The sequence below is a fragment of the Streptomyces sp. NPDC090108 genome (genome assembly GCF_044747185.1).
Classification (GTDB): Bacteria; Actinomycetota; Actinomycetes; order Streptomycetales; family Streptomycetaceae; genus Streptomyces.
Window position 1 is genome coordinate 785,932 of record NZ_JBIVDQ010000002.1, and the last position, 21,929, is coordinate 807,860.

Consider the following 21,929-nt stretch of genomic DNA (forward strand, 5'->3'; position numbering starts at 1 on the left):
GGGTGAGCCCCCGTCACTCCGTCTCCGGGATCCTGCTCTCCGGGGGCCACACCCCCGGTGCGAGGACGCCCAGGGCGTAGGCGCGGGCGACCAGTTCCGTGCGGTTGGCGGCGTTCCAGCGGGCCGACAGGCGGCGCAGGTGGTAGGTGACGCCGTCGCGGCTGAGGCCGAGTTCGCGGGCGGCGCGGTCGGTCGTGGCGCCCGCGGCCAGCAGGGCGAGGATCCTGCCCTCGGCTGGGGTGACCGGCGCGGGCTCCGGCTCGCCGGGCGCGGCGCACTCGCCCCGCACGTGCAGCATCACCAGCAGAGCCGGTGTCTCGCCGCCGGTGTCGCTCACCGGATCCGCGGTCAGTTCCCCGTACCGGTCCGGCCCCGTGGGCGGACTCCAGGAAACCGACACCTGGTAGCGGGAGCGGCGCCGCATCCGCAGCGCCTCGGCTATCCGCTCCACCTGGACCGCCTCCTGCGGCCGGAACAGGTCCAGCACCTGCCGCTCGCGCAGCCGCCCCGGCGTCGTCCCGAACTCCGCGGCCATCGTCAGATTGGCCAGCACCACCAGGCCGTACACGTCGCACAGGGCGATCGGCATCGGCACCCTGTCGAAGAGCAACAGGGCGCGGTTGCGCCACACCACGCCGTCGGCCGGCTCCATCCTCACCCGAGCCTCCCGGTGTCCCGGGCCGCTCCCACTTCCCTGTCCATCCCGGCTCATCCAAGACGAAGATCCAGGTCAGCGGCAACTTCACGGCCTGGCGGTGAGTACGACGGGACGGCCCCGCGCAAGAGCCCGCGCCGAACTCCCACTGCGCGAACATGTAGTGCGACGGCACGGGGCCGCTCCGCAGGTCGACCAGTCTGGAGCGCAGTACCTCCTTACCGCGAAAGGCAGTTGCCGAGCCATGCCCCCCACCGCACCGCGCCCCGAGGCCGCCGGGGACCGACCGGGTCCGGTCGTCATCCCCCTCATCGACATCTCCGCCATCGGTCCGGGCCGCACTCCGGTCCAGCAGATCATGGAACTGATGCGCGCCCACGGGCCGGTGATCGTGCGCCGCCTGCACGGCTGGGACACCCTGTTCGTCTCCGACGCCGACATGGTCGCGGACCTGGCCGACGAGGACCGCTTCGCCAAGCACATCTCGCCCGCCCTGGAGAACGTGCGCGAGTTCGCCGCCGACGGCCTGTTCACCGCGTACAACGACGAGCCCAACTGGGCCAAGGCGCACGACATCCTGATGCCCGCCTTCGCGCTCGGCTCGATGCGCACCTACCACCCGGTCATGCTCAAGGTGACCCAGCGGCTCCTCGCCGCCTGGGACCGCGCCGCGCGGGACGACCGTGCCGTCGACATCCCCGACGACATGACCCGGATGACCCTCGACACCATCGGACTGGCCGGATTCGACTTCGACTTCGGCTCCTTCGACCGCGACGAGCCCCACCCGTTCGTGGAGTCGATGGTCCGCTGCCTCGAGTGGAGCATGAACCGGCTGGCCCGCGTTCCCGGCAAGGACTACTCGGACGCCGACCAGGCCTTCCGCGAGGACGCCGACTACCTCGCCCGGGTCGTCGACGAGGTCATCGCCTCCCGCACCGGCACCGACCAGAGCGCCGCCGAGGACCTGCTCGGCCTCATGCTCACCGCCGAGCACCCCGAGGACGGCACCACCCTCGACACCGAGAACATCCGCAACCAGGTCATCACCTTCCTGATCGCGGGCCACGAGACCACCTCCAGCGCGATGTCCTTCGCGCTGTACTACCTGGCCAAGAACCCCGCCGCCCTCCAGCTGGTCCAGCGCGAGGCCGACGCGCTGTGGGGCGACACCCCCGACCCCGAGCCGACGTACGACGAGGTCGGCAGGCTGACGTACACCCGCCAGGTCCTCAACGAGGCGCTGCGGCTGTGGCCGACCGCCCCCGCCTTCACCCGGCGTGCCCTGGAGGACACCCTCCTCGGCGGCCGCATCCCGCTCAAGGCCGGACAGCCGGTCACCGTGCTCACCTCGATGCTGCACCGCGAGCCGATGTGGGGCGACAACCCCGAGCTGTTCGACCCCTCCCGGTTCACCGCCGAGGCCGAGTCGGCCCGGCCGGTGCACGCCTTCAAGCCGTTCGGCACCGGTGAACGCGCCTGCATCGGACGGCAGTTCGCCCTCCACGAGGCGACCATGCTGCTCGCGATGATCGTCCACCGGTTCCGGCTGCACGACCACGCCGACTACGAGCTGACCGTGAAGGAGACGCTCACCCTCAAGCCCGAGGGCTTCACGCTGACGCTCACCCCGCGCACCCCGGCCGACCGCGTGCACGCCCCGCTGCCGGGCGCGGCCGCCGTCACCGAGGAGGGCGCGCGGGACGACGCGTCCCTCCCCTCCCGTGTCCTGCCGGGCACCGGCGCCCTGCTCCTGCACGGCAGCAACTACGGCACCTGCCGCGAGTTCGCCGCGCTGCTCGCCGACGAGGCCGCCGACCTCGGCTGCGCCACCCAGGTGGCGTCCCTGGACGACTTCGCCGGCGGCCTGCCCACCGACCGCCCGGTGATCATCACGGCCGCCTCCTACAACGGCCGCCCCACCGACGACGCCACCGCCTTCCACGCCTGGCTCGACGGCAGCCCGGACCTGAGCGGCGTGACCTACGCCGTCCTCGGCGTCGGCGACCGCAACTGGGCCGCCACCTACCAGCACGTGCCCACCCGCGTCGACGCCCGCCTCGCCGAACTCGGCGCCACCCGCCTGACCGAGCGCGCCGCCGCCGACGCCTCCGGCGATCTCAACGGCACCGTCCGCGAGTTCACCGCCCGGATGCGCACGGCCCTGCTCCAGCAGTACGGCGACCCGGACGCCACGACCGCCGTCCCGGCCGGACCGGCCGACGGCTACGAGGTCCGCGTGCTCACCGGCGGTCCCCTGGACGCCCTCGCCGAGCGCCACGGACTCGTCCCCATGACGGTCACCGAGGCCCGCGACCTCACGGCCGACGGCTACCCGCGCGTCAAGCGGCTCCTGCGCGTCGCGCTGCCGGACGGCGTCACCTACCGCACCGCCGACCACTTCACGGTGCTGCCCGAGAACGACCCCGCGCTCGTCGAGCGCGCCGCCGCCGCGTTCGGTGTCGACCTGGACACCGTCCTCGACATCCGCTCCGCCCGTCCGCGCCGCGACGGCCTCGCCGTCGACCGCCCGCTGACCGCACGGCAGTTGTTCACGCGCCACGTAGAGCTGAACGAACGCCCCACCGCCCACCAGCGGGCCGCCCTCGCCGAGGCCAACCCGTGCCCGCCGGAGAAGATCGCGCTCGCCGCCCTCTCCGACGACGACCCGCGCACCCTCGTCGAGGTCGTCGAGGACAACCCGGCCCTGCGCGGCGCCCTCGACTGGGCGGCCCTCCTCGGCCTGTTCACCCCGATCCGCCCGCGCATCTACTCGGTCTCCTCGTCGCCCGCGAACGACTCCCGGCACGTGGAGCTGATGGTCTCCCTGCTGGAGGCGCCCGCGCGTTCGGGCAACGGCGTGTACCGGGGGACCGGTTCCGGCCACCTGAACGCCCTCAAGGCCGGCGACACCGTGCTCGCCCGCGTCCAGCCCTGCCGCGAGGTGTTCCGGATCGACACCGCGTCCGCGGAGCCGGTCATCATGATCGGTGCCGGTACCGGGCTCGCGCCCTTCCGCGGCGCCATCGCCGACCGTACGGCGGCCGTGACCGAGGGCGCCGAACTCGCCCCCGCCCTCTGCTACTTCGGCTGCGACGCGCCGGACGCCGACTATCTGCACGCCGATGAGCTGCGCGCCGCCGAGGACGCCGGGGCCGTGTCGATGCGCCCCGCGTTCAGCGAACAGCCCGAGGACGGGATGAGGTTCGTCCAGCACCGCATCGCGGCCGAGGCCGACGAGGTCTGGGAGCTGCTGACCGCCGGGGCGCGGGTCTACATCTGCGGTGACGGCTCGCGGATGGCGCCCGGCGTGCGCGAGGCGTTCCGCACCCTGTACCAGGACCGCACCCCCGGCGCCGGCGCGGCGTCGGCCGGGGAGTGGCTCGACACGCTGGTGGCGGACGGGCGTTACGTCGAGGACGTGTACGCCGCGGGCTGACCGGTGGGCCGGCTCACCGGCCGACCAGCAGGCAGGCGGGCCGGACCCGACCGGCGGGGCCGGGCGGGGCGCGCACCGAGGAAGGCGTGCGCCCGGCCCGGCCCGTCCGCGTCCGCGGCCCGCCCCGTTCGCCCCGCGCGGGCGCGGCGCGCGCCCGCGCACCACCGCACCGGCCGCCCCACACATAGCTCACAGCGTGAGATAAGAGGGGCCGTCGAGTCGCCCCCGGTCCGTCCCGGGAGGTATGTTGCAGGTCGGGATGGGTTTCGGAGGGGGACACGTGGCGGGGCGGAACGGGCGCACGGTGCGCGACCTGAGGCGGGGCAACCGGTCGGCCGTGCTGCAACGGCTGTACTTCGACGGCCCCCTCAGCCGTTTCGAACTCGGCCCGGTCACCGGACTCAGCTCGGGCTCCGTCAGCAACGTCGTCGCGGACCTCGTCGCCGACGGCCTCGTCGAGGAGGCGGGCAGCGTCGACTCCGACGGCGGCCGCCCCCGCACCCTGCTGCGCGTGTCCCCGGACAGCGGCCAGATGATCGGTGTCGACGTCGGCGAGACCCGCGTCCGCATCGAGCTGTTCGACCTGGCCCTCACCGAACTCGCCCGCGCCGAACGCCCCCTGACCCCGCACGGCTACGACCCCGAGGTCATCGCCGGGCACATCCGCGAAGGCGTCGCCGAGGTCCTCGCGGCCGAGGCCGCCGTGCCGGAGAGGCTGCTCGGCGTCGGCGTCGGCGTCCCCGGCATCGTCGAGCACACTCCCGACCGCGGTGCCGTCGTGCACGGGCAGACCATCGGCTGGGACGCCGTTCCGCTGGAGCGGATGCTCAGGTCCGCCTCCCCCCTCCCCGACACCGTGCCCTACTTCATCGACAACGGCGCCAAGACCCTGGGACAGGCCGAGATGTGGTTCGGCGCCGGCCGCGGGGCCCGCAGCGCCGTCGTCGTCCTCCTCGGCTCCGGCGTCGGCGCCTGCCTGGTCACCCCCGAGGTGGAACACGGACGCGCCGTCGAGTGGGGGCATCTGACGGTCCGGGTCCGGGGGCGCCGCTGCCGCTGCGGGGCGCCCGGCTGCCTGGAGGCGTACGCGGGCGCCGAGTCGCTGCCGGCCCGCTGGCGCGAGGAGGGCGGACGCCCGCCCGAGGGCACCGACGAGGAGAGCGCCCTCACCGCGATGCTGGCGGCCGCCTACCCGGCCGACGGCACGGCCCCCGACCCGGTCGCGCTCGCGGTGCTGGAGGAGACCGCCGAGTACCTGGGCGCGGGCCTGTCCGACCTGATCAACCTCTTCCAGCCCGAGCGGATCCTCATCGGCGGCTGGGCCGGGCTCCAGCTCGGCACCCGTTTCCTGCCCGCCGTACGCCGGCACGCGACGACGTACGCGCTGCGCCACCCGGCCGACAAGGTCACCATCGATCTCGGCCGGCTCGGACCCGACGCGGTCACCGTCGGCGCGGCGATCCTGCCCCTCGCCGACTTCTTCGCCCGGGGCGGCCGGCGTGCCGAGCCGGCCGCCGAGGACCGGCTCCCGGCCTGGCGTACGGCCCTGGAGGAGCGGACGCCGCGCTGAGTGCGACGGGCTCCCGGGTGACATGAGGAAGCCCCGGCCGTGACGGGGGAATCACGACCGGGGCGGTCCGACGGTGGGTGCGCATGGCGGTCGCCTCGCGGCGGGACGCTCCACAGGGCTTCAGCCGGACGATCGTCCCTGCGGGCATGAGGTGAGGCCCGGGGACACTGTCCCATCCGCACCCACGTCCGGTTCAACGGACGACCGGCGTGTGCTGTTCCGGACACATGCCGTGATCCGGGTCACCCCCGGGCGCCGGTTCCGGAGATTTTCGGAGGCACCCGTGGGCACCCTCTGCTCAGGGGAGCGCCGCACGGGCCGGCGCCCGGCCCTGCCGGGTCCAGGCGAGCAGTTCCTCCGCCGTCCAGGTGGTCACCACCCGTTCGGCGGGCACCCCGCACTCCTCGGCGCGGGCGCAGCCGTAGGCCTGCCAGTCCAGCTGGCCGGGGGCGTGCGCGTCGGTGTCCACGGCGAACAGCGTGCCGGCCGCGACGGCCTCGCGCAGCAGCCGCCTGGGCGGGTCCAGCCGCTCGGGGCGGCTGTTGATCTCCACGGCCGTGCCGGCCTCGGCGCAGGCGGCGAACACCTCTCCCGGGTCGAACTCCGACTCCGGCCGGCCGCGGCCCGTGACCAGGCGGCCCGTGCAGTGGCCGAGGACGTCCGCGTGCGGATCGCTCACGGCGGCCACCAGGCGTCGGGTCATCGCGCGCGCGTCCATCCGCAGCTTGGAGTGCACCGACACCACCACGACGTCCAGCCGCTCCAGCAGCTCCGGCTCCTGGTCCAGCGAGCCGTCGTCCAGGATGTCGCACTCGATGCCGGTGAGCAGCCGGAACGGCGCCCAGCGCGTGTTCAGCAGCGCCACCAGGTCCAGCTGCTCGCGCAGCCGGTCGGGGGACAGGCCGCGGGCCACGGTCAGCCGGGGGGAGTGGTCGGTCAGGACCGTCCACTCGTGTCCGAGCCGCGCGGCCGCCCACCCCATCTCCTCGACCGGGCTGCCGCCGTCCGACCAGTCCGAATGCGTGTGGCAGTCCCCCCGCTGCAGCGCGAGCAGCTCCTCGCCGCCCTCGACGGGGAGCGGCGCCCCTGCCTCCTCCTCCAGGTTCCGCAGATAGCCGGGCACCTCGCCGTCCAGGGCCTCCCGCACCACCAGCGCGGTCTTCGGGCCGACCCCCTTGAGGGACTCCAGCGTCCCGTCCCGGGTCCGCGCGGAGATCTCGCCCGCGGGGAGCGACGAGAGCACCCGGGAGGCGGTGCGGAAGGCCCGTACCCGGTAGGTGGGCGCCAGGGACCGCTCCAGCAGGAAGGCGATCCGGTCCAGGGCCGCGACGGGATCCATGGTCACCTCCGGCACCCGTACGGACCTCCAGGGTTCCGCAGAGCCGCCCCGGCCGCACGACGACGGCACGGGCGCGGTGCTGCGGCCGGGAACCGGTGCGACGGTGCGGGCGGGAACGGGGGCGACGGCGTGGGCCGGGCGGCACGGGTGGGCGGCGGAACGGCGTGGTGCCGGGCGGCGAGGCGGGGCATTCGACCGGCCCGCCGCCCGGACGGCTGGCGCGGACGAGTCGTCCCCGGCTGTCGCGTTCTAGGCTCTATTCCATGACCGAACAATCAGCCCCATTCCTCTCGCGCCCACGCATCACGGTGCTCGGGGTGTGCCCGGGCAAGCCGGGGGAGCCGCCGTTCCGGATCATGGAGATCGACGGTCAGGTCGTCGGCGAGGTCTCGTCCATCACCGACGTGCTGCTCGCCGCCGCCGCCCACGGCATCGTCGTCCACGACCTGGACGATCCCAACGTGGTCTGCTGGGTCGGCGGCGGCAAGTTCACCTGGAAGATGCGCTGAGCCTCACCCGGGGACCGCGCTGACCCCGGGACGGCTCAGCCGAGCGTCCACTTCTGGTTGGCGCCCCCGGTGCACGTCCAGATCTGCAGACGGGTGCCGTTGGCCGAGTTGTTCCCGGTCACGTCCAGACACCTGTTCGCCTGCGGATTGACGATGTCGTGCGCCGCCGAGACCGCCCACTTCTGGTTGGGGCCGCCCGTGCAGTCCCACAGCTGGGTGACCGAGCCGTCCGCGGTGCCGTTGTCCTTCACGTCGAGACACTTGCCGAGCGCGCGGAGGGTGCCGTCCGAGCCGGCCGTCCACTGCTGCGCCGCGGTGCCGTTGCAGTCGTAGAGCTGGACCGGGGTGCCGTTGGCCGGGTTCGCGGCCGCCACGTCCACGCACTTGCCCGCCAGGCCCCGCACGGCCACTCCGGCCGCGCTGTCGCTCGTCGTGACCGAGACGGAGTCCACCACGAGCTGCTGGGGGAACTGCGTCGAGCCGTCCGGGTCGCCGGGCCAGTAGCCGCCGACGGCGAGGTTCAGGATCAGGAAGAACGGCTTGTTGAACACCCAGGTCTTCCCGCCCAGGTCGGCCGGGGTGCGCCGCTGGTAGACGTTGCCGTCGACCGACCAGGTGATCGAGTCGGGCGCCCAGTCGACGGCGAAGGTGTGGAAGGCGTCCGCGAACGCCTGGCCGCCGGGCAGGGTGTAGCCGGCGCCTATGCCGCCCGAGCCGGAGTAGCCGGGGCCGTGGATGGTGCCGTGCACGGACGAGGGCTCGAAGCCGACGTTCTCCATCACGTCGATCTCACCGGAGTCCGGCCAGTTCACCGGCGTGCCGAGCATCCAGAAGGCGGGCCACATGCCCTGCCCGCGCGGGATCTTCATCCGGGCCTCGACGTGACCGTACTGCGCGTTGAACTTCCCCGAGGTGTTCATCCGGGCCGAGGTGTACTGGCATGTGCCGTACCAGCACTGGTAGTTGGAGGGGTTCTCCTTGCGGGCGGTGATCACCAGATGGCCCTGGCCGTCCAGGGCGGCGTTGCGGGTGCCCGAGGTGTAGTACTGCCGCTCGTGGTTGTTGACGTTGTCGCCGGTCTCCAGCGTCCACTTCGAGGAGTCGACGGCCGAGCCCGCCGCCCCGTCGAAGGTGTCGGAGAACGTCGTCACCGCCGCGGCGGCCGGAGCCGCCGGGTCCGCGCTCCGTGCGTGCGCGGGGACCACGGCGGCCGAACCGGCCAGGGCCGCGGACAGGGCCGCGAAGAGGCATCTGCGGAGCAGGCGTGGGGAGGCCATGACTCTCCGTTCACGTGGGGGTGTGATGCCTCTTGTTTTAAGGAGTGAGATATGGGGCGTCAATACCTTGGTACAGACCTGACTCCGGCGGTCAGTCCGTGGCCGGCCTGCGCACCCGCGCGTGCACCGCCCTCCCGAGCCGCCGTCCCAGGACCAGCCAGCCGATCAGCGCCCCGCTGGTGTTGAGGATGACGTCGTCGATGTCGAAGGCCCGTCCGGTGATCAGGGCGCCCTGGGTCAGCTCCACCATCAGCATCACCAGCCCGGTGAGCGCCAGGACCTGCAGCATCCCGCGCGCACGCGGCGCGAGCACCGGCACGAGCACGCCGAAGGGGATGCCGAGGACGATGTTCCCGCCGATCTGCTTCACCGTGTCGCGGAACTGCCCGTGGTCGAAGTAGGCCTTGAGGGAGCTGCCGGGATGCAGGTTGCTGTGCGTCAGGGCCACCGACGCGGGCGAGGGCCGCAGGGTGAGCCGGGCCAGCACGACGGCGAACGCCACCATGCACACGAAGGCGAGCAGCATCGCCAGCAGGCGCAGCGGGAGGGGGAGCGGGCGCCGTTCGGGGACCGGACGCTCCTCGGCGGTCCTGGGCGCCTCCGCGGAGCGGCGCTTCATGGTGAACCGGCTCCGAAGACGCGAGCCGCGCCCCTCGGAGGCGGGGCGCCGCTCGGCGGGGGCGCGCCGCTCGTCCCCCGTCTTCGGCCCCCCGGGACCTCCCCGCCTCCGCGGGGGGCGCAAGACCGCGGGCAGGCGCAGGGCGGTACGGCTCATTCGATCCTCCAGTTCTCAACGTCCCTGTGACATAAGCCGGTTACCCGGAGTGCGGCCGACGATGCCGGGTCCCGCCGCCTCTCGCGCCGCTCTTCTCGCACCACTCTTCTCGCGCCGTTCCGCCCGAGCGGGGCGGCGGCGCCGGGGCGGCCGCGGTGCCCCGGCCCGGCGAGGTCCGCGCGCCGCTCAGGAGCCGTAGGTGACGCGCACCTCCTTGAAGCCGAGGGAGCGCAGCAGCCCCTGGAGCATCCCGGTGGTGTTGGTCTCGGCCCGTGCGGTCAGCTCGCTGTCGTGCGCGGCCTCGCCGATGTGTTTCACGGCGAGTTTCTGCACCGCCTGCTCGCCGTTGGGGTTGTCCGAGAACAGGTCGCCGATGCGGTCGAGCAGGCCGCGCTGCTTGGAGACGGCGTAGGAGCGGTCGGGGTCGAGGGCCGGCTTGCCGAGCCGGGCGTGCGGCAGCCGCAGGGTGGCCGTCGTACGGTCGCCGTCGACCGTGACGTCCTTGTCGCCGAGCTGTCCGAGGTCGACGTAGGCGTCCACGGTGCCGGCGCCGACGTACAGCGTCCGGGTGCCGCGGATCGCGTCGGGCAGGTACTTGGCGTCCTTCTCCAGGTCCACCACGACCTGGAAGTTGCCCGAGGCGGCGTCGTAACGGCTCATGTCCTGGATGGACTTGAGGAGTGCGGGACCCGAACGGTCGTGGGACTCGGTCCCGAACAGGTCCTTGATGCCCGGCAGTACCGCGAGCCGGATGCCGGCGAACAGCACCACGAGCACCAGCACGAGGGCGGCCACGGCCTTGGCCCAGCCGGGCATGCGCCGCAGCGGGCGTCTGACGGAAGTCGTCATGTCGGCGGTCCTCCTTCCTGCCCTCCGCATTCCCACCGAACGCCCGGCCAGACGCATGAGTTGACCGAATGGCACTCGATGACGTACGCGCGGGCCCGGCCGGCTTCCGGAATCGACCGGTTCGGCGGGTTCGGGGAGCGCGGTCGCACCGGAGCGCGGTCAGACCGCGCCGGGTGTGCTCCCGGACCGTCCGAGAATCTCGTCCGGCGTCGGGTGCGGGGGCAGCAGCCGGCTCACCCCGGTGACCCGGAGGATCCGCAGCGTCAGCGGATGGGTGCACACCAGGTGCAGCCGGCCGCCGCCCGCGCGGAGCCGGGTGTGGGCCCGGTGGATCAGGCGTAACCCCGAGCAGTCGAAGAACTCGACGGGGCGCAGGTCGAGCACGACGCGGGCGCCCGGCCGGCCGGTGATCCGGTCCAGCAGGGGGAGGATCTCCGCCGCGGACGCGATGTCGATCTCGCCCAGCAGCTCCACCACCGTGTGGCCACGGTCCTCGTGCACGCGCAGATGCCGGGTGAACGGGAAGGGCTCCTGTCGCACGACGGCATCACCTCCCACCCGCGCCCGGAGGCAGCTTCTCGCTCGCCAAGTCACCTTCTGCAGAAAGAATTTGAGCATGTTCGGTTGACATATGTCATCGAGTTTGACGCGAGTGGTCCGGTGAAATCGAGCCTGTCCCGGAGCGCCCCGCGCCCCGGCCGGACCACCGGCGTACGCGGGCGGGCCCGGACGCGCGGACGCGTCCGGGCCCGCCCTGGGCCGGCGAGACCGGCGGATCAGTCGGCCAGCAGCACCAGCTTGCCCGTCGTACGGCCGGTGTCGCCCAGCTCGTGCGCCTTCGCGGCCTCGGCCAGCGGGAAGGTGGCCGCGATCGTCGCCCGGAGCTTGCCCGACTCGGCCAGCCCGGCGATCTCGCGCATCCCGGACCGGTCGGCGTCGACCAGCATCCGCACCGCCCGCACGCCGAGCCGCTCGGCCTCCTCGAAGAACTCGGGCGAGCCGACCGGCAGGATCGACACCACGACCCCGCCCGGCCGCAGCACGCTCAGCGACCGCACGGACGTGTCGCCGCCGAGGGTGTCCAGGACGACGTCGACGTCGCTCACGGCCTCGGTGAAGTCGGTGGAGCGGTAGTCGATCACCTCGTCGGCGCCGAGCTCCCGCAGGAAGTCGTGCTTGCCCTCGCTCGCCGTGCCGATCACGTACGCGCCGAGCGACTTGGCGATCTGCACCGCCACGTGCCCGACCCCGCCGGCCGCGGCGTGGATCAGGACCCGCTGGCCGGGCCGCAGCGCCGCCTGCTCGGTCAGCGCCTGCCAGGCGGTCAGGGAGACCAGCGGCAGCGCGCCCGCCTGGACGTGGTCGAGGGACTCCGGCTTGTGGGTCAGGGCGCGCACCGGGGCGATCACGTACTCGGCGTGCGAGCCGTGGCCGAAGGGGTAGGGCAGCATGCCGAAGACCTCGTCGCCCGGCTCGAAGGCGGCGACGCCGATCCCCGTCTCCACCACCTCCCCGGACACGTCCCAGCCGAGGACGAACGGCGGCTCGCCCAGGAAGCCGCCGGTGGCCCGGTGCTTCCAGTCGGTGGGGTTGACCCCGGCGGCCCGTACCCGGACCAGTACCTCGTTGGGACGCGGCACGGGCCGCTCGATCTCCACTTCCTTCAGGACCTCGGGGCCTCCGAGGACGTCCTGGCTGATGGCGCGCATGGTGTTCACATTGCTCATGGTCACCCAGCCTGCCGGGAACCGCTCCTCCGGGAAATGGCAGAATTGCCAACCTTCGATAAGATCGTGCCATGTGTGGCACACCCCTGGAGACACCGGCGCCCGAGCGCGTGGTCGTCCTCGCACTCGACGGCGTCTACCCCTTCGAGCTGGGCATCCCCAGTCGTATCCTCGGCGCCGCCGACGGCCGCTACGAGGTGCTGACCTGCACGGTCGACGGCCGTCCGGTGCGCACCAACTCCGACTTCGGCATCGACGTACGGCACGGACCCGAGATCCTGGAGACCGCCGACACGGTCGTCGTCACCTCGATGCCGCCCGAGTTCATCCCCGCGGAACTGTCCGCGGAACTGACCGCCGCCCTGGCCCGCATCCGCCCGGACGCGCGGATCGTCTCCATCTGCACCGCCGCGTTCGTCCTGGCCGCCGCCGGCCTCCTGGACGGCCGCCGGGCCACCACGCACTGGCAGGTGGCCGAGGTGTTCCGGCGCCGCTACCCCCAGGTGGACCTCGACCCGGACGTCCTCTTCGTGGACGACGGCCGGATCCTCACCTCCGCGGGCGCCGCCTCCGGCGTCGACATCTGCCTCCACCTCATCCGCACCGACCACGGCGGCGAGCTGGCCAACACCGTCGCCCGCCGCTGCGTGGTCCCGCCCTTCAGGGACGGCGGCCAGGCCCAGTACATCGAACAGCCCGTGCCGGAGAGCGGCGCCGCGAGCACGGCGGCCACCCGAGCCTGGGCCCTGGAGCGCCTGGACGAACCGCTCACCCTGACCGACCTCGCCGGACACGCCCGGATGAGCCTGCGCACCTTCGCCCGCCGCTTCGGCGACGAGGTCGGCCTCAGCCCCGGCCGCTGGATCGTCCAGCAGCGCCTGGTCCGCGCCCGGCACCTGCTGGAGTCCAGCGACCTGTCCGTGGACCGCATCGCCGCCGAGGTCGGTTTCGCCACCGGAGCCTCCCTGCGCCAGCACCTGCACGCCTCGATCGGGGTCTCCCCGCAGGCCTACCGGCGGACCTTCCACGAGTCCCGCTGACGGCCCTGGAGCGCAGTCCCGCGGACAGCCCTGGAACGTTTCGGCACCCGGCCGCGTCGGAGGGGCACCGGGACGCCGCGACCGCAGGCCGGCGCGGCGGACCGGGGTCACAGGGGAGCACGGCCGAGCGGCAAGGGGCGGGGATGCGAAGAACGTGGGCGGGAACAGCGGCACTGGCGGTCACGGCGGCCATGACGGCGGCGACGACGGCCGGGTGCGACGGCGGATCCGGAGCACCGCTGGTGGTCGAGGGCACGGCTCCGGCCGTACCGTACAGCGGCCCGCTGGACGTTCCGGCCAGGGAGACGGACGGCCGCGGCGCCGCGGCCCTGCGTCTGGCCTCCGGCGCGGCCGGGCGGGCGCTGGAGTGCGACGGGCAGATCTTCGAGGGCGGCGGGCCCGACGGATGGAACGACTCGGACGGGGGAGGCTCGCCCGAGGAAGGGCTGCGGCTCTTCTTCGACATGTACGAGCCGTCGCTGCCGGACCACGGCTACCGGGTGGAGCTCCGGGCCGCCGGCCGGGTGCTGTACTCCTTCGACGTCGGCGGCCGTACCAAGGTGGCCGTCGTGGTGGCCGAGGACCAGAAGGACAGGCCGGGGTGGGGACCGGAGACCGACGCCGCCTGCGACCCCGCCGAACTGCCCGCCCGTGACGCGGCTGAGCTCGGCTGGGAGGTCTGGAAGGACCGGGCCGGGAAGCGGGTGCCGGTGAGCAGGCTCTCCAGTTCCTCCGGCGCGGAGCACTGCGGCTGGCAGTCGGCCCGCATCCTCGATGTCGACGGGCACGAGTACGCCCGCGACCCCGGCGGCGTCCTTCGCGGCGACGGCCTGCTGGAGGAGCCCTACCGCCCGGACGTCCCGATGCCGGCCGGAGCCCGGGACACCGGCTACCACCGCGAGGGCCTGCGCCTGTGGCTGACCGGCGACCGGGCGACGGCCTACATCCGCACCTCCCGCGGAGTGGAGGCGTGGCCGTCCGTGAAGGACGGGACCGGCTGCCACTGACGGTCACCGGCGGCCGCCGGCCCGGGCACGAGAGGGCCCCGCCGCGACGGGGGAGCGCGGCGGGGCCTGAAGCACGGGTGCCCGCCCGGCCGGCGGTTCATACGTCGGGAACCAGGATTTTCCCGAACGAGCCGTTTCCCGGCCGGAATCCCGTCGCGGTCAGCCCGCGTCCACGGGCTCCAGCACGAACACCGGGATCTCGCGGTCGGTCTTCTCCTGGTACTCGGCGTAGGGCGGGAAGGCGGCCACGGCCCGGTCCCACCAGTCGGCCTTCTCCTGGCCGGTGACCTCACGGGCCCGGTAGTCGTGCTTGACGGGGCCGTCCTGGAGCTCGACGTGCGGGTCCGCCTTGACGTTGAAGTACCAGACGGGGTGCTTGGGCGCACCGCCGAGCGAGGCGACCGCCGCGTAGGTGCCGTCGTGCTCGACCCGCATCAGCGGCGTCTTGCGGAGCTTGCCGCTCTGCGCACCACGCGTGGTCAGCAGGATCACCGGGAGCCCGGTGTCCAGCAGCGTCGTCCCCTTCGTACCGCCCGAGCTCTCGTACTGCTCGACCTGCTCGCGCACCCAGTCCGTCGGGCTGGGCTCGTACTCGCCCTCAAGAGGCATGGGATCCGTCCCCTCAGTCGGTAACAGCGGTTACAGCGTTCACAACGTACTGGCCGGGAGCCGACCGGTTCCCCGGAGGGCTCCCGCGGCCTGCTCAACACCGGAGGCCACGGCAATCATCCGTACCGCGAGCCGTCTCGGCCATACGGGTGATCGTGCCGGCCGCCGTGTCCAGGGCCCGGGAAGCCGCGCCCAGGCCCCCGGCGGCCGTTCCCGGCCCCGGGAACCGCCGCCCGGTAGCAGATCACCCGCACGCGTGGTGCGAGTGATACTGGAAGGGCCGAGACACACACCCCCAGGATCCGGAACCGGCCGCGCCCACGTGGCCGTTCCGGCCACGCCGGACCGGGAGACCGCCTGCCGCCCGGCCGGCCACCGCACACGGGACACCTCAAGGGAAGGAAGCGCGGCGCCCCAGGGGAAGGGTTCCAGGGGCGCCGGACGACGGAGCCGCGCACCGGGCGCGGACCACGGGCGGGACGCGGATCCGGATCCGGTGACCGCACCGGATCGTGGCCCGTACACGTGCCTGCTCCCGCGATCTTCGGCCAGACCGCCGGGATCACCGATCTGGCCGAACTTGTCGTCGTCGCCTAGATGCCCCGGGCATCTAATGAAGATCGGCACGACGCACTTCTTCGTCTGCGAGGTCTATCCATGACGGAACTGACGGACACCACCGGACCGGCGACCCCGGCCGAACCCGTCGCCTTTCCCCAGGACCGCACCTGTCCCTACCACCCGCCCACCGGCTACGACCCGGTGCGCGACGGACGCGCCCTGTCCCGCGTCACCCTCTTCGACGGCCGGGAGGCGTGGCTGGTGACCGGGCACGCCATCGCCCGCTCCCTGCTCGCCGACTCCCGCCTCTCCACCGACCGGACCCGGCCGGACTTCCCCGCCCCCACGGCCCGCTTCGCGGCCGTCCGCGACCGCCGGGTGGCGCTGCTCGGCGTCGACGACCCCGAGCACCGCGCGCAGCGCCGGATCATGGTTCCCTCGTTCACGCTCCGGCGGGCCACCGAGATGCGCCCGCGCATCCAGCAGACCGTGGACACCCTGCTGGACGCCATGATCGAGAAGGGCCCGCCGGCCGACCTTGTCTCCGCCTTCGCGCTGCCGGTGCCCTCCATGGTCATCTGCCACCTGCTGGGCGTGCCGTACGCCGACCACGAGTTCTTCGAGGCGCAGTCCCGCAAGCTGCTGCGCGGCCCGGACGTGGCCGACATCCTGGACGCGCGCGGGCGGCTGGAGGGCTACCTCGGCCGGCTCATCGACGAGAAGGCCGCCGCGAGCGAGCCGGGTGAGGGCGTCCTGGACGAACTCGCGCACAACCAGCTGCGCGACGGCAGCGTCACGCGCCAGGAAGCGGTCTCGCTCGCCGTCATCCTGCTGGTGGCGGGCCATGAGACGACCGCCAACATGATCTCCCTCGGCACCTTCACCCTCCTCCAGCACCCCGAGCGGCTGGCCGAGCTGCGCGCCGCCCCGGCGCTGCTGCCCGACGCGGTCGAGGAGCTGATGCGCATGCTGTCGATCGCCGACGGGCTGCTGCGCGTCGCCCTGGAGGACATCGAGGTCGCCGGAGCCACGATCCGGGCGGGCGAGGGTGTGCTCTTCGCGACCTCGGTGATCAACCGTGACGCGTCCGTGTACGAGGATCCCGACGACCTGGACTGGCACCGCCCCGCCCGCCATCACGTCGCCTTCGGCTTCGGCATCCACCAGTGCCTCGGGCAGAACCTGGCACGGACGGAGCTGGAGATCGCGCTCGGGAGCCTGTTCACCCGGTTGCCGGACCTGCGGCTGGCCGCCCCGCCGCAGGAGATCCCGTTCAAACCCGGCGACACGATCCAGGGGATGCTGGAACTCCCCGTGACCTGGTAAGAGGCTGTGGCCATGCACATCGACATCGACACCGGGCGCTGTATCGGCGCCGGCCAGTGCGCGCTCACCGCGCCCGCAGTGTTCACCCAGGACGAGGACGGCTACAGCGCGGTGATCCCGGGACGGGAGGACGGCGCCGGCGAGGTTCTGCTGAAGGAGGCGGCCCGCGCCTGTCCGGTGGGGGCGATCACCGTCACGGACGGCTGAGGGATCCGTGGGCCCGCGACAACCGGAGCGGGCCCACGGGCAGGCCGTCAGTAGGGTTCCCGGATGACCGAACACGCCGGGAACCCTTTCCTGTACGTCGTCGTCTGCGCGGCCGGCATCGCCGACGGCGTCGGCGCCCTGATCACGGCCGCCCAGCGGCGGAACTGGGAGGTCGGCGTCATCGCCACCCCCGTGGCGATGGGCGGCTTCTTCGACGCCGCCGCCGTCGAGGCGCAGACCGGACGCCCGATCCGGTCCGCCTGGCGCACACCGGGCGACCCCCGCCCGTTCCCGCCGCCGGACGCCGTGGCCGTGGCGCCGGCCACCTTCAACACGATCAACAAGTGGGCGGCCGGCACGGCGGACACCCTGGCCCTCGCCACCCTGTGCGAGGCTCCCGGGCTGGGCGTGCCGGTCGCGGCGCTGCCGTGCGTGAGCGGCGCGCTGGCGGCTCATCCCGCCTACCGCGACAGCCTCACCCGGCTGCGCGGCATGGGCGTCCGCCTCGGCGATCCGTACCCCGGACCGTCCGGGGACGACAGCGCCCGCCCCCGGTTTCCCTGGGAGCGGGCGCTCGAACTCCTGGAGTCCTGAAGGCGTTCCGCCGGACGCTCAGCCGAGACGCTTGGCGAGCGCCTTGACGAGGTCGGTCCGCGCCACCTGGAGGGCGGCCTTGCCGTCCTTGGCGGGGGCCGGCTTCGCGTACCAGGGCAGCCCGAGGCGGCGCCACTTCACGGCCGGGAGGCCGGAGAGCGACGGCAGGGCGCAGCGCCAGGGGCCGAGGCGCAGCTCCGCCGTCCACACACCGGCGGGCAGGTCGGTGACCGGGACGCGCAGGGTGAAGCGCCCGTCCTGGTCCGGCGTGCCGTGCACGGGGTACGCGCGGGTGCCGCCGCGACCGTCGGACAGCGTGATCCCGAGCTCGGCCGCCGGGAACCCGGCCAGCGTGCAGCGCCCGGTGAGCTCCAGCTCGGTGGGCGCGTCGGCGGCCCAGCGGACGTTCTTGCCGAGGCTGAGCTTCGGCGCCACCCGGTGCTTCTTCTCGCCGAGGTCGACCGTGAAGTTGCCGTGGGGCTTGGTGGCGTAGAGGGTGACGGCACGCAGGTCCTGGCCGGAGCCCACGACGCGCGTCGTGGGTTCGCCGGAGACGTCACCGGTCCGCTTGCTGCCGATCCGGACCTCCCTGGTCACGCCCTGGGCGCCGACGGCGAGGGAGATGTCCCAGAGTCCGTCGCCGAGCGGAGCGCCGCCGGCCGCGGTGGAGATGTCGACGACGGCCTCGAAGCCGGCGAGGTCGTAGACGAAGCGACCGTCGTCCTCGGCCTCCCCGAGCCCGGGCGTGGCGGTGTGGGTGACGAGCAGGCGGTACTCGGTTTTGCTGTCGCGCTCGCGCAGGACCAGCTCGGTGCCGACGTCCTGGGTCTCCACGCGGTGGAGATAGGCGTGACCGGCCAGGTGCACCTCGGTGCCGGTGAGTTCGGCCCGGGTGACCTGGTGCCGGATGCCGAGCTGGGAGGTCACGTCGTAGCAGGAGTCGGGAACGGCGCTGGACTCGTCGCGCAGATAGGGGTAACGGGCGTACGCGCGGCCGCCGTCGATGAGCAGCGGGGTCGCCTTCTTGGTCCGGGAGAGTTCCCGCTCGAACTCGATCAGCCCCAGCACCTCGTCGAGCATGCGGTTGCGCACCAGGTGCAGCCGGAGCCGCGCCATGGCCGACAGCTGCCCGTCCAGTTCGTCGTGCCAGAGCGGCTCGACGACCTCGGCGAGCCGGTCGAGCGTCTTCTCCTGGCTCTCGCGGGGCTCGTAGGAGAGGTGGTTGAGGATGTGCTGCATCTCGACCGTGAGGTGGCGGTGGGCCAGGTGGTCGCGGCCGGGGCCGGGCGGCACGTTGTCCAGGATCAGGTCGACCATGCGCGGCAGGAACCGCAGCCGGCGCTCCGACCCCTTCAGCCGCTGGGTGATGTTGCCCTCGTCCTCGCGCCGGACCCAGAACAGGCAGTCGTAGTCGGCGACCACGGAGATGCCGGAGGCGTTCAGGTAGGCCGCGCCGACGAAGAGCTGGTCCTCGCCGATGGCCAGGTCCGTCGGGAAGCGCAGCTGGAGACGCTCGATCAGGGAGCGGCGGAACAGCTTCATCGGGTTGAGCGTCCAGTAGACGCGGGACGAGAAGACGTCCGTGCGCGGCTGGTTGCGCTTGAACATGGACGTGGGCGCGCCGCGGCCGCCGACGCCCACCATCTTGCCCAGGACGACGTCGGTCTCGTTCTCCTCGGCCATCCGGACCATGCGTTCCAGGGCCTCGGGGCCGAGGTGGTCGTCGGCGTCCAGGAAGAAGACGAACTCGCCCTGGGCGTGGTCCAGTCCGGCGTTCCGGGGTGCGGACGGGCCACCGGAGTTGGCCTGGTGGAAGACGCGCAGCAGATCCGGGTGAAGGCCGGCCAGGCGGTCCAGCTCGGCCGCGGTGCCATCGGTGGAGCCGTCGTCGACGACGATGACCTCGAGCCGGTCCTGGCCGATGGTCTGGTCCGCCACGGAGGCGATGCAATGCGTCAGATAAGGCATCGCGTTGTAGGCGGCGATAATCACGGACACAGTGGGGCCAGGCATGATCATGCGCTCCAAATACCGGACGACCCCATTCCATGGAGTGTTCGGATGTCTCACATGGAGGCTTCGTGTGCCTGGGGCAAACCTTCAAAGTTTTGTGAACATACCATGTATCACCTGTGTGCGGGAGCGGTCCGAGCGCTGAGGTGAGATGGTCATCCCACCTGCCGGACATATCCCTTACCGCCCGGCCGGGAGACGTTCACATCGCGGCGGACGATGCTCAGCCGGGCGCCCCAGCGGGCGACGGCCTTGCGCAGGCCTGCCGCGGTGTACTCGATGTCCACCACGCGGTCGTCGAAGGCCTCGGCGTAGACGTCGCACTCGTCGTACTGCCCGCACTCCTCGGCCACCGCGAAGTCCAGCCCCGTGCGCGCCCGTTGCCCGGCCAGCTCGGCGGTGTTCTTCTGGGCGACGGCCAGGTGCCGGGCGTGAGCGTGCCGGGAGAGCAGCCGCATGAACGCGGTCGCGTCGGCCGCGGTGAGCAGGCCGTGGGAGCGGGTGTAGCTGTCGTAGTTGTCGGGCTCCACGGCATCGAAGCCCTTGTCCGCGCAGCCGTCGATCCAGCCCTGGACCCGCCGCGCGATCCGCTCGCGCCTCGCGGGGGTGCGCAGGTCCAGCAGGGCCTCGTTCCAGTCCTCGTCGACGACGACCCGCCCGTGCGCGTCGCGCAGCAGCAGTCCGGCGTCCCAGGAGGAGCGCTCCTGCGGCTGGGCCTGGAAGGCGTTGACGTAGCAGATGTTGTACAGGCCCGGGGCGGGGGAGTCGGACCGGTCGCGGCTGACGATCCGCACTCCGGACGGCGGCGGGTAGCCGCCGCCGATCTGGTAGTCGAAGCCGGCGTGCCGCGGCGGCAGACGCACCGCGGACGGCTTCGCGGACCCGGGCCGCGCGCCGTCGCCCGTCGTGCAGCCGGTCAGTGAGGCCGCCGCGAGGGCGAGGCCGAGCAGTACGGCGCCGGCGGTCGTCCCGGGACCTCCGCCGCGGGGAACACCCTTGAAGGGCACGTCCGCTCCATGGTTCGCGGGTACGGCCCCGCCTCGGACCGGCGCGGGCCGTCCTGGCGACTGGGGCCGGACTGGGACCGTTCTTCCGCGACGGTCCGGCACCGGCTGGGCGCACCTCTGGGTGCCCGGCCGTGCGGCGCGACACCTGCGTGAAATCCAATCGGTCCGCCGTCATCGGCGTCAAGTCGGCACCGGAGCGGGGCATACGCTCGGACATGACTGACCGTCAGACAAGACAGGAGCGGCAACGATGCAGTACGTGAAGCTCGGTTCGACGGGCATGGACGTCTCGCGGATCTGCCTGGGCTGCATGACCTACGGCCTGCCCGACCGCGGTGTCCACGAGTGGACGCTCGACGAGGACGCGTCCCGGCCGCTCATCCGGCAGGCGCTGGAAGCGGGCATCAACTTCTTCGACACCGCCAACGTGTACTCCGACGGCACCAGCGAGGAGATCGTCGGCAGGGCACTGCGCGATTTCGCCGACCGCGACGAGATCGTGCTCGCCACCAAGGTGCACGGCCGCACGCGGCCCGGCGCCAACGGCGGCGGACTCTCCCGCAAGGCCGTCATGTCCGAGATCGACCACAGTCTGCGCCGCCTCGGCACGGACTACGTCGACCTCTACCAGATCCACCGCTACGACCACGCCACCCCCGTCGAGGAGACGATGGAGGCGCTGCACGACCTGGTGAAGGCCGGCAAGGTCCGCTACATCGGGGCGAGTTCGATGTACGCCTGGGAGTTCTCCAAGGCCCAGTACACCGCGCGGCTGCACGGCTGGACGACGTTCGTGTCGATGCAGAACCACTACAACCTGCTCTACCGCGAGGAGGAGCGGGAGATGCTGCCCCTCTGCGCCGACCAGGGCGTGGGCGTGCTGCCGTGGAGCCCGCTGGCCCGGGGCCGGCTCACCCGCGACTGGGGCACCGTCACCGGCCGCAGTTCCCGCGACGACTTCGGCAGCCGTCTCTACCTGGAGGGCGACCGGTCGATCGTCGAGGCCGTCACCCGCATCGCGGACGACCGGGGCGTCACGCGCGCCCAGGTCGCCCTCGCCTGGCTGCTGCACCGGGACACCGTGGCCGCGCCGATCGTCGGCGCGGCCACGCCGGGGCACATCGAGGACGCGGTGGCGGCCGTGGAACTGGAGCTGAGCGACAAGGAGATCGAGGAACTGGAGCGGCCCTACACCCCGCGCGCCATCAGCGGCCACTGACGACCACGCGCGTCCCCGCCGCCCGGCCGGTCCGGTGCCGGCCGGGGGCGATGCGGTGATGGCGGGGTGCGGTTCGATGCGGTGGGGTGCGGGGGGCGGGGGGCGCGCCCCCCCACGCACCCGGCCGCAGTGGCCGCCGCAGGGGGTTTGGAGCCCGAGTCAAAAGAGGGTTTTCCCCGTGGGGAAAGGGGGATTGGGGGGAACGG

The 21,929-nt window shown here is 72.9% G+C and carries 19 protein-coding genes; 9 read left to right on the forward strand and 10 right to left on the reverse strand.

Annotated elements, in window-relative coordinates; all coding sequences use genetic code 11:
- Nucleotides 1–13: 13 nt before the first annotated feature.
- Nucleotides 14–652 carry a LuxR C-terminal-related transcriptional regulator gene (locus tag ACIPRD_RS08565; protein WP_356409263.1) on the reverse strand — a complete coding sequence of 213 codons (639 nt, stop codon included), beginning with the start codon at nucleotides 650–652 and terminating at the stop codon, nucleotides 14–16.
- Between the two features lie 247 nt (nucleotides 653–899).
- Here ACIPRD_RS08565 and ACIPRD_RS08570 point away from each other — a divergent pair, with 247 nt between their 5' ends.
- Nucleotides 900–4,094, forward strand: a complete 3,195-nt coding sequence (locus ACIPRD_RS08570) for a cytochrome P450 (RefSeq protein WP_401561269.1) — start codon at nucleotides 900–902, stop codon at nucleotides 4,092–4,094.
- Nucleotides 4,095–4,374: 280 nt separating this feature from the next.
- Nucleotides 4,375–5,664, forward strand: coding sequence for an ROK family protein (locus ACIPRD_RS08575; protein WP_401561272.1), 1,290 nt, complete (start codon nucleotides 4,375–4,377; stop codon nucleotides 5,662–5,664).
- 298 nt (nucleotides 5,665–5,962) lie between these two features.
- On the opposite strand, the gene ACIPRD_RS08580 is transcribed toward ACIPRD_RS08575, so the two are convergent.
- Entirely contained in the window at nucleotides 5,963–7,003 is a 1,041-nt protein-coding gene (locus tag ACIPRD_RS08580; protein WP_401561274.1) for a PHP domain-containing protein, read from the reverse strand.
- Nucleotides 7,004–7,266: 263 nt separating this feature from the next.
- On the opposite strand from ACIPRD_RS08580, the gene ACIPRD_RS08585 reads away from it, so the two are divergent.
- Complete coding sequence (locus ACIPRD_RS08585) at nucleotides 7,267–7,512, forward strand: hypothetical protein (RefSeq protein WP_356409037.1); 246 nt, start codon at nucleotides 7,267–7,269, stop codon at nucleotides 7,510–7,512.
- A 35-nt stretch (nucleotides 7,513–7,547) separates the two neighbouring features.
- On the opposite strand, the gene ACIPRD_RS08590 is transcribed toward ACIPRD_RS08585, so the two are convergent.
- The 5 genes from ACIPRD_RS08590 to ACIPRD_RS08610 form a co-directional block, all read right to left on the reverse strand.
- A complete protein-coding gene (locus ACIPRD_RS08590) occupies nucleotides 7,548–8,789 on the reverse strand; it encodes a ricin-type beta-trefoil lectin domain protein (RefSeq protein WP_356409034.1) in 1,242 nt (413 codons plus the stop codon).
- Between the two features lie 91 nt (nucleotides 8,790–8,880).
- A complete protein-coding gene (locus tag ACIPRD_RS08595) occupies nucleotides 8,881–9,408 on the reverse strand; it encodes a VanZ family protein (RefSeq protein ID WP_401561278.1) in 528 nt (175 codons plus the stop codon).
- A 342-nt stretch (nucleotides 9,409–9,750) separates the two neighbouring features.
- The gene (locus ACIPRD_RS08600; RefSeq protein WP_356409029.1) at nucleotides 9,751–10,413 is read right to left on the reverse strand and encodes a DUF4230 domain-containing protein; all 663 of its coding nucleotides are present in this window, start codon (nucleotides 10,411–10,413) and stop codon (nucleotides 9,751–9,753) included.
- Nucleotides 10,414–10,572: 159 nt separating this feature from the next.
- On the reverse strand, nucleotides 10,573–10,953 hold the full coding sequence (locus tag ACIPRD_RS08605) for an anti-sigma factor antagonist (protein WP_356409026.1): 381 nt from the start codon (nucleotides 10,951–10,953) through the stop codon (nucleotides 10,573–10,575).
- Nucleotides 10,954–11,189: 236 nt separating this feature from the next.
- Entirely contained in the window at nucleotides 11,190–12,140 is a 951-nt protein-coding gene (locus ACIPRD_RS08610; protein WP_401561280.1) for an NADP-dependent oxidoreductase, read from the reverse strand.
- A gap of 71 nt (nucleotides 12,141–12,211) precedes the next feature.
- Here ACIPRD_RS08610 and ACIPRD_RS08615 point away from each other — a divergent pair, with 71 nt between their 5' ends.
- Nucleotides 12,212–13,180, forward strand: a complete 969-nt coding sequence (locus ACIPRD_RS08615) for a helix-turn-helix domain-containing protein (RefSeq protein WP_356409020.1) — start codon at nucleotides 12,212–12,214, stop codon at nucleotides 13,178–13,180.
- A 143-nt stretch (nucleotides 13,181–13,323) separates the two neighbouring features.
- Entirely contained in the window at nucleotides 13,324–14,187 is an 864-nt protein-coding gene (locus tag ACIPRD_RS08620) for a hypothetical protein (RefSeq protein ID WP_401561282.1), read from the forward strand.
- Nucleotides 14,188–14,346: 159 nt separating this feature from the next.
- Here the strand turns inward: ACIPRD_RS08620 and ACIPRD_RS08625 are convergent, their stop codons facing one another.
- A complete protein-coding gene (locus ACIPRD_RS08625; RefSeq protein WP_356409014.1) occupies nucleotides 14,347–14,796 on the reverse strand; it encodes a nitroreductase family deazaflavin-dependent oxidoreductase in 450 nt (149 codons plus the stop codon).
- A 657-nt stretch (nucleotides 14,797–15,453) separates the two neighbouring features.
- On the opposite strand from ACIPRD_RS08625, the gene ACIPRD_RS08630 reads away from it, so the two are divergent.
- The 3 genes from ACIPRD_RS08630 to ACIPRD_RS08640 all read left to right on the forward strand — a co-directional run bounded on the left by ACIPRD_RS08630 (nucleotide 15,454) and on the right by ACIPRD_RS08640 (nucleotide 17,484).
- Nucleotides 15,454–16,683, forward strand: a complete 1,230-nt coding sequence (locus ACIPRD_RS08630) for a cytochrome P450 (RefSeq protein WP_356409011.1) — start codon at nucleotides 15,454–15,456, stop codon at nucleotides 16,681–16,683.
- A gap of 12 nt (nucleotides 16,684–16,695) precedes the next feature.
- The gene (locus ACIPRD_RS08635; RefSeq protein WP_356409008.1) at nucleotides 16,696–16,890 is read left to right on the forward strand and encodes a ferredoxin; all 195 of its coding nucleotides are present in this window, start codon (nucleotides 16,696–16,698) and stop codon (nucleotides 16,888–16,890) included.
- Between the two features lie 63 nt (nucleotides 16,891–16,953).
- A complete protein-coding gene (locus ACIPRD_RS08640; RefSeq protein ID WP_401561286.1) occupies nucleotides 16,954–17,484 on the forward strand; it encodes a flavoprotein in 531 nt (176 codons plus the stop codon).
- A gap of 18 nt (nucleotides 17,485–17,502) precedes the next feature.
- On the opposite strand, the gene ACIPRD_RS08645 is transcribed toward ACIPRD_RS08640, so the two are convergent.
- Nucleotides 17,503–19,497, reverse strand: coding sequence for a glycosyltransferase family 2 protein (locus ACIPRD_RS08645; RefSeq protein ID WP_401561289.1), 1,995 nt, complete (start codon nucleotides 19,495–19,497; stop codon nucleotides 17,503–17,505).
- A gap of 155 nt (nucleotides 19,498–19,652) precedes the next feature.
- Complete coding sequence (locus tag ACIPRD_RS08650; protein WP_401561291.1) at nucleotides 19,653–20,504, reverse strand: endo alpha-1,4 polygalactosaminidase; 852 nt, start codon at nucleotides 20,502–20,504, stop codon at nucleotides 19,653–19,655.
- A 250-nt stretch (nucleotides 20,505–20,754) separates the two neighbouring features.
- On the opposite strand from ACIPRD_RS08650, the gene ACIPRD_RS08655 reads away from it, so the two are divergent.
- On the forward strand, nucleotides 20,755–21,723 hold the full coding sequence (locus ACIPRD_RS08655) for an aldo/keto reductase (protein WP_401561294.1): 969 nt from the start codon (nucleotides 20,755–20,757) through the stop codon (nucleotides 21,721–21,723).
- The last annotated feature ends 206 nt before the right edge of the window (nucleotides 21,724–21,929 follow it).

Excerpts from the sequence above, each read along its gene's own strand:
- ACIPRD_RS08640 (WP_401561286.1), top strand. The coding sequence starts at position 16,954 with ATGACCGAACACGCCGGGAACCCTTTCCTGTACGTCGTCGTCTGCGCG.
- ACIPRD_RS08600 (WP_356409029.1), bottom strand. The coding sequence starts at position 10,413 with ATGACGACTTCCGTCAGACGCCCGCTGCGGCGCATGCCCGGCTGGGCC.
- ACIPRD_RS08620 (WP_401561282.1), top strand. The coding sequence starts at position 13,324 with ATGCGAAGAACGTGGGCGGGAACAGCGGCACTGGCGGTCACGGCGGCC.
- ACIPRD_RS08610 (WP_401561280.1), bottom strand. The coding sequence starts at position 12,140 with ATGAGCAATGTGAACACCATGCGCGCCATCAGCCAGGACGTCCTCGGA.
- ACIPRD_RS08625 (WP_356409014.1), bottom strand. The coding sequence starts at position 14,796 with ATGCCTCTTGAGGGCGAGTACGAGCCCAGCCCGACGGACTGGGTGCGC.
- ACIPRD_RS08645 (WP_401561289.1), bottom strand. The coding sequence starts at position 19,497 with ATGCCTGGCCCCACTGTGTCCGTGATTATCGCCGCCTACAACGCGATG.
- ACIPRD_RS08565 (WP_356409263.1), bottom strand. The coding sequence starts at position 652 with ATGGAGCCGGCCGACGGCGTGGTGTGGCGCAACCGCGCCCTGTTGCTC.
- ACIPRD_RS08655 (WP_401561294.1), top strand. The coding sequence starts at position 20,755 with ATGCAGTACGTGAAGCTCGGTTCGACGGGCATGGACGTCTCGCGGATC.
- ACIPRD_RS08630 (WP_356409011.1), top strand. The coding sequence starts at position 15,454 with ATGACGGAACTGACGGACACCACCGGACCGGCGACCCCGGCCGAACCC.
- ACIPRD_RS08635 (WP_356409008.1), top strand. The coding sequence starts at position 16,696 with ATGCACATCGACATCGACACCGGGCGCTGTATCGGCGCCGGCCAGTGC.
- ACIPRD_RS08590 (WP_356409034.1), bottom strand. The coding sequence starts at position 8,789 with ATGGCCTCCCCACGCCTGCTCCGCAGATGCCTCTTCGCGGCCCTGTCC.
- ACIPRD_RS08595 (WP_401561278.1), bottom strand. The coding sequence starts at position 9,408 with ATGAAGCGCCGCTCCGCGGAGGCGCCCAGGACCGCCGAGGAGCGTCCG.
- ACIPRD_RS08580 (WP_401561274.1), bottom strand. The coding sequence starts at position 7,003 with ATGGATCCCGTCGCGGCCCTGGACCGGATCGCCTTCCTGCTGGAGCGG.
- ACIPRD_RS08570 (WP_401561269.1), top strand. The coding sequence starts at position 900 with ATGCCCCCCACCGCACCGCGCCCCGAGGCCGCCGGGGACCGACCGGGT.
- ACIPRD_RS08585 (WP_356409037.1), top strand. The coding sequence starts at position 7,267 with ATGACCGAACAATCAGCCCCATTCCTCTCGCGCCCACGCATCACGGTG.
- ACIPRD_RS08615 (WP_356409020.1), top strand. The coding sequence starts at position 12,212 with ATGTGTGGCACACCCCTGGAGACACCGGCGCCCGAGCGCGTGGTCGTC.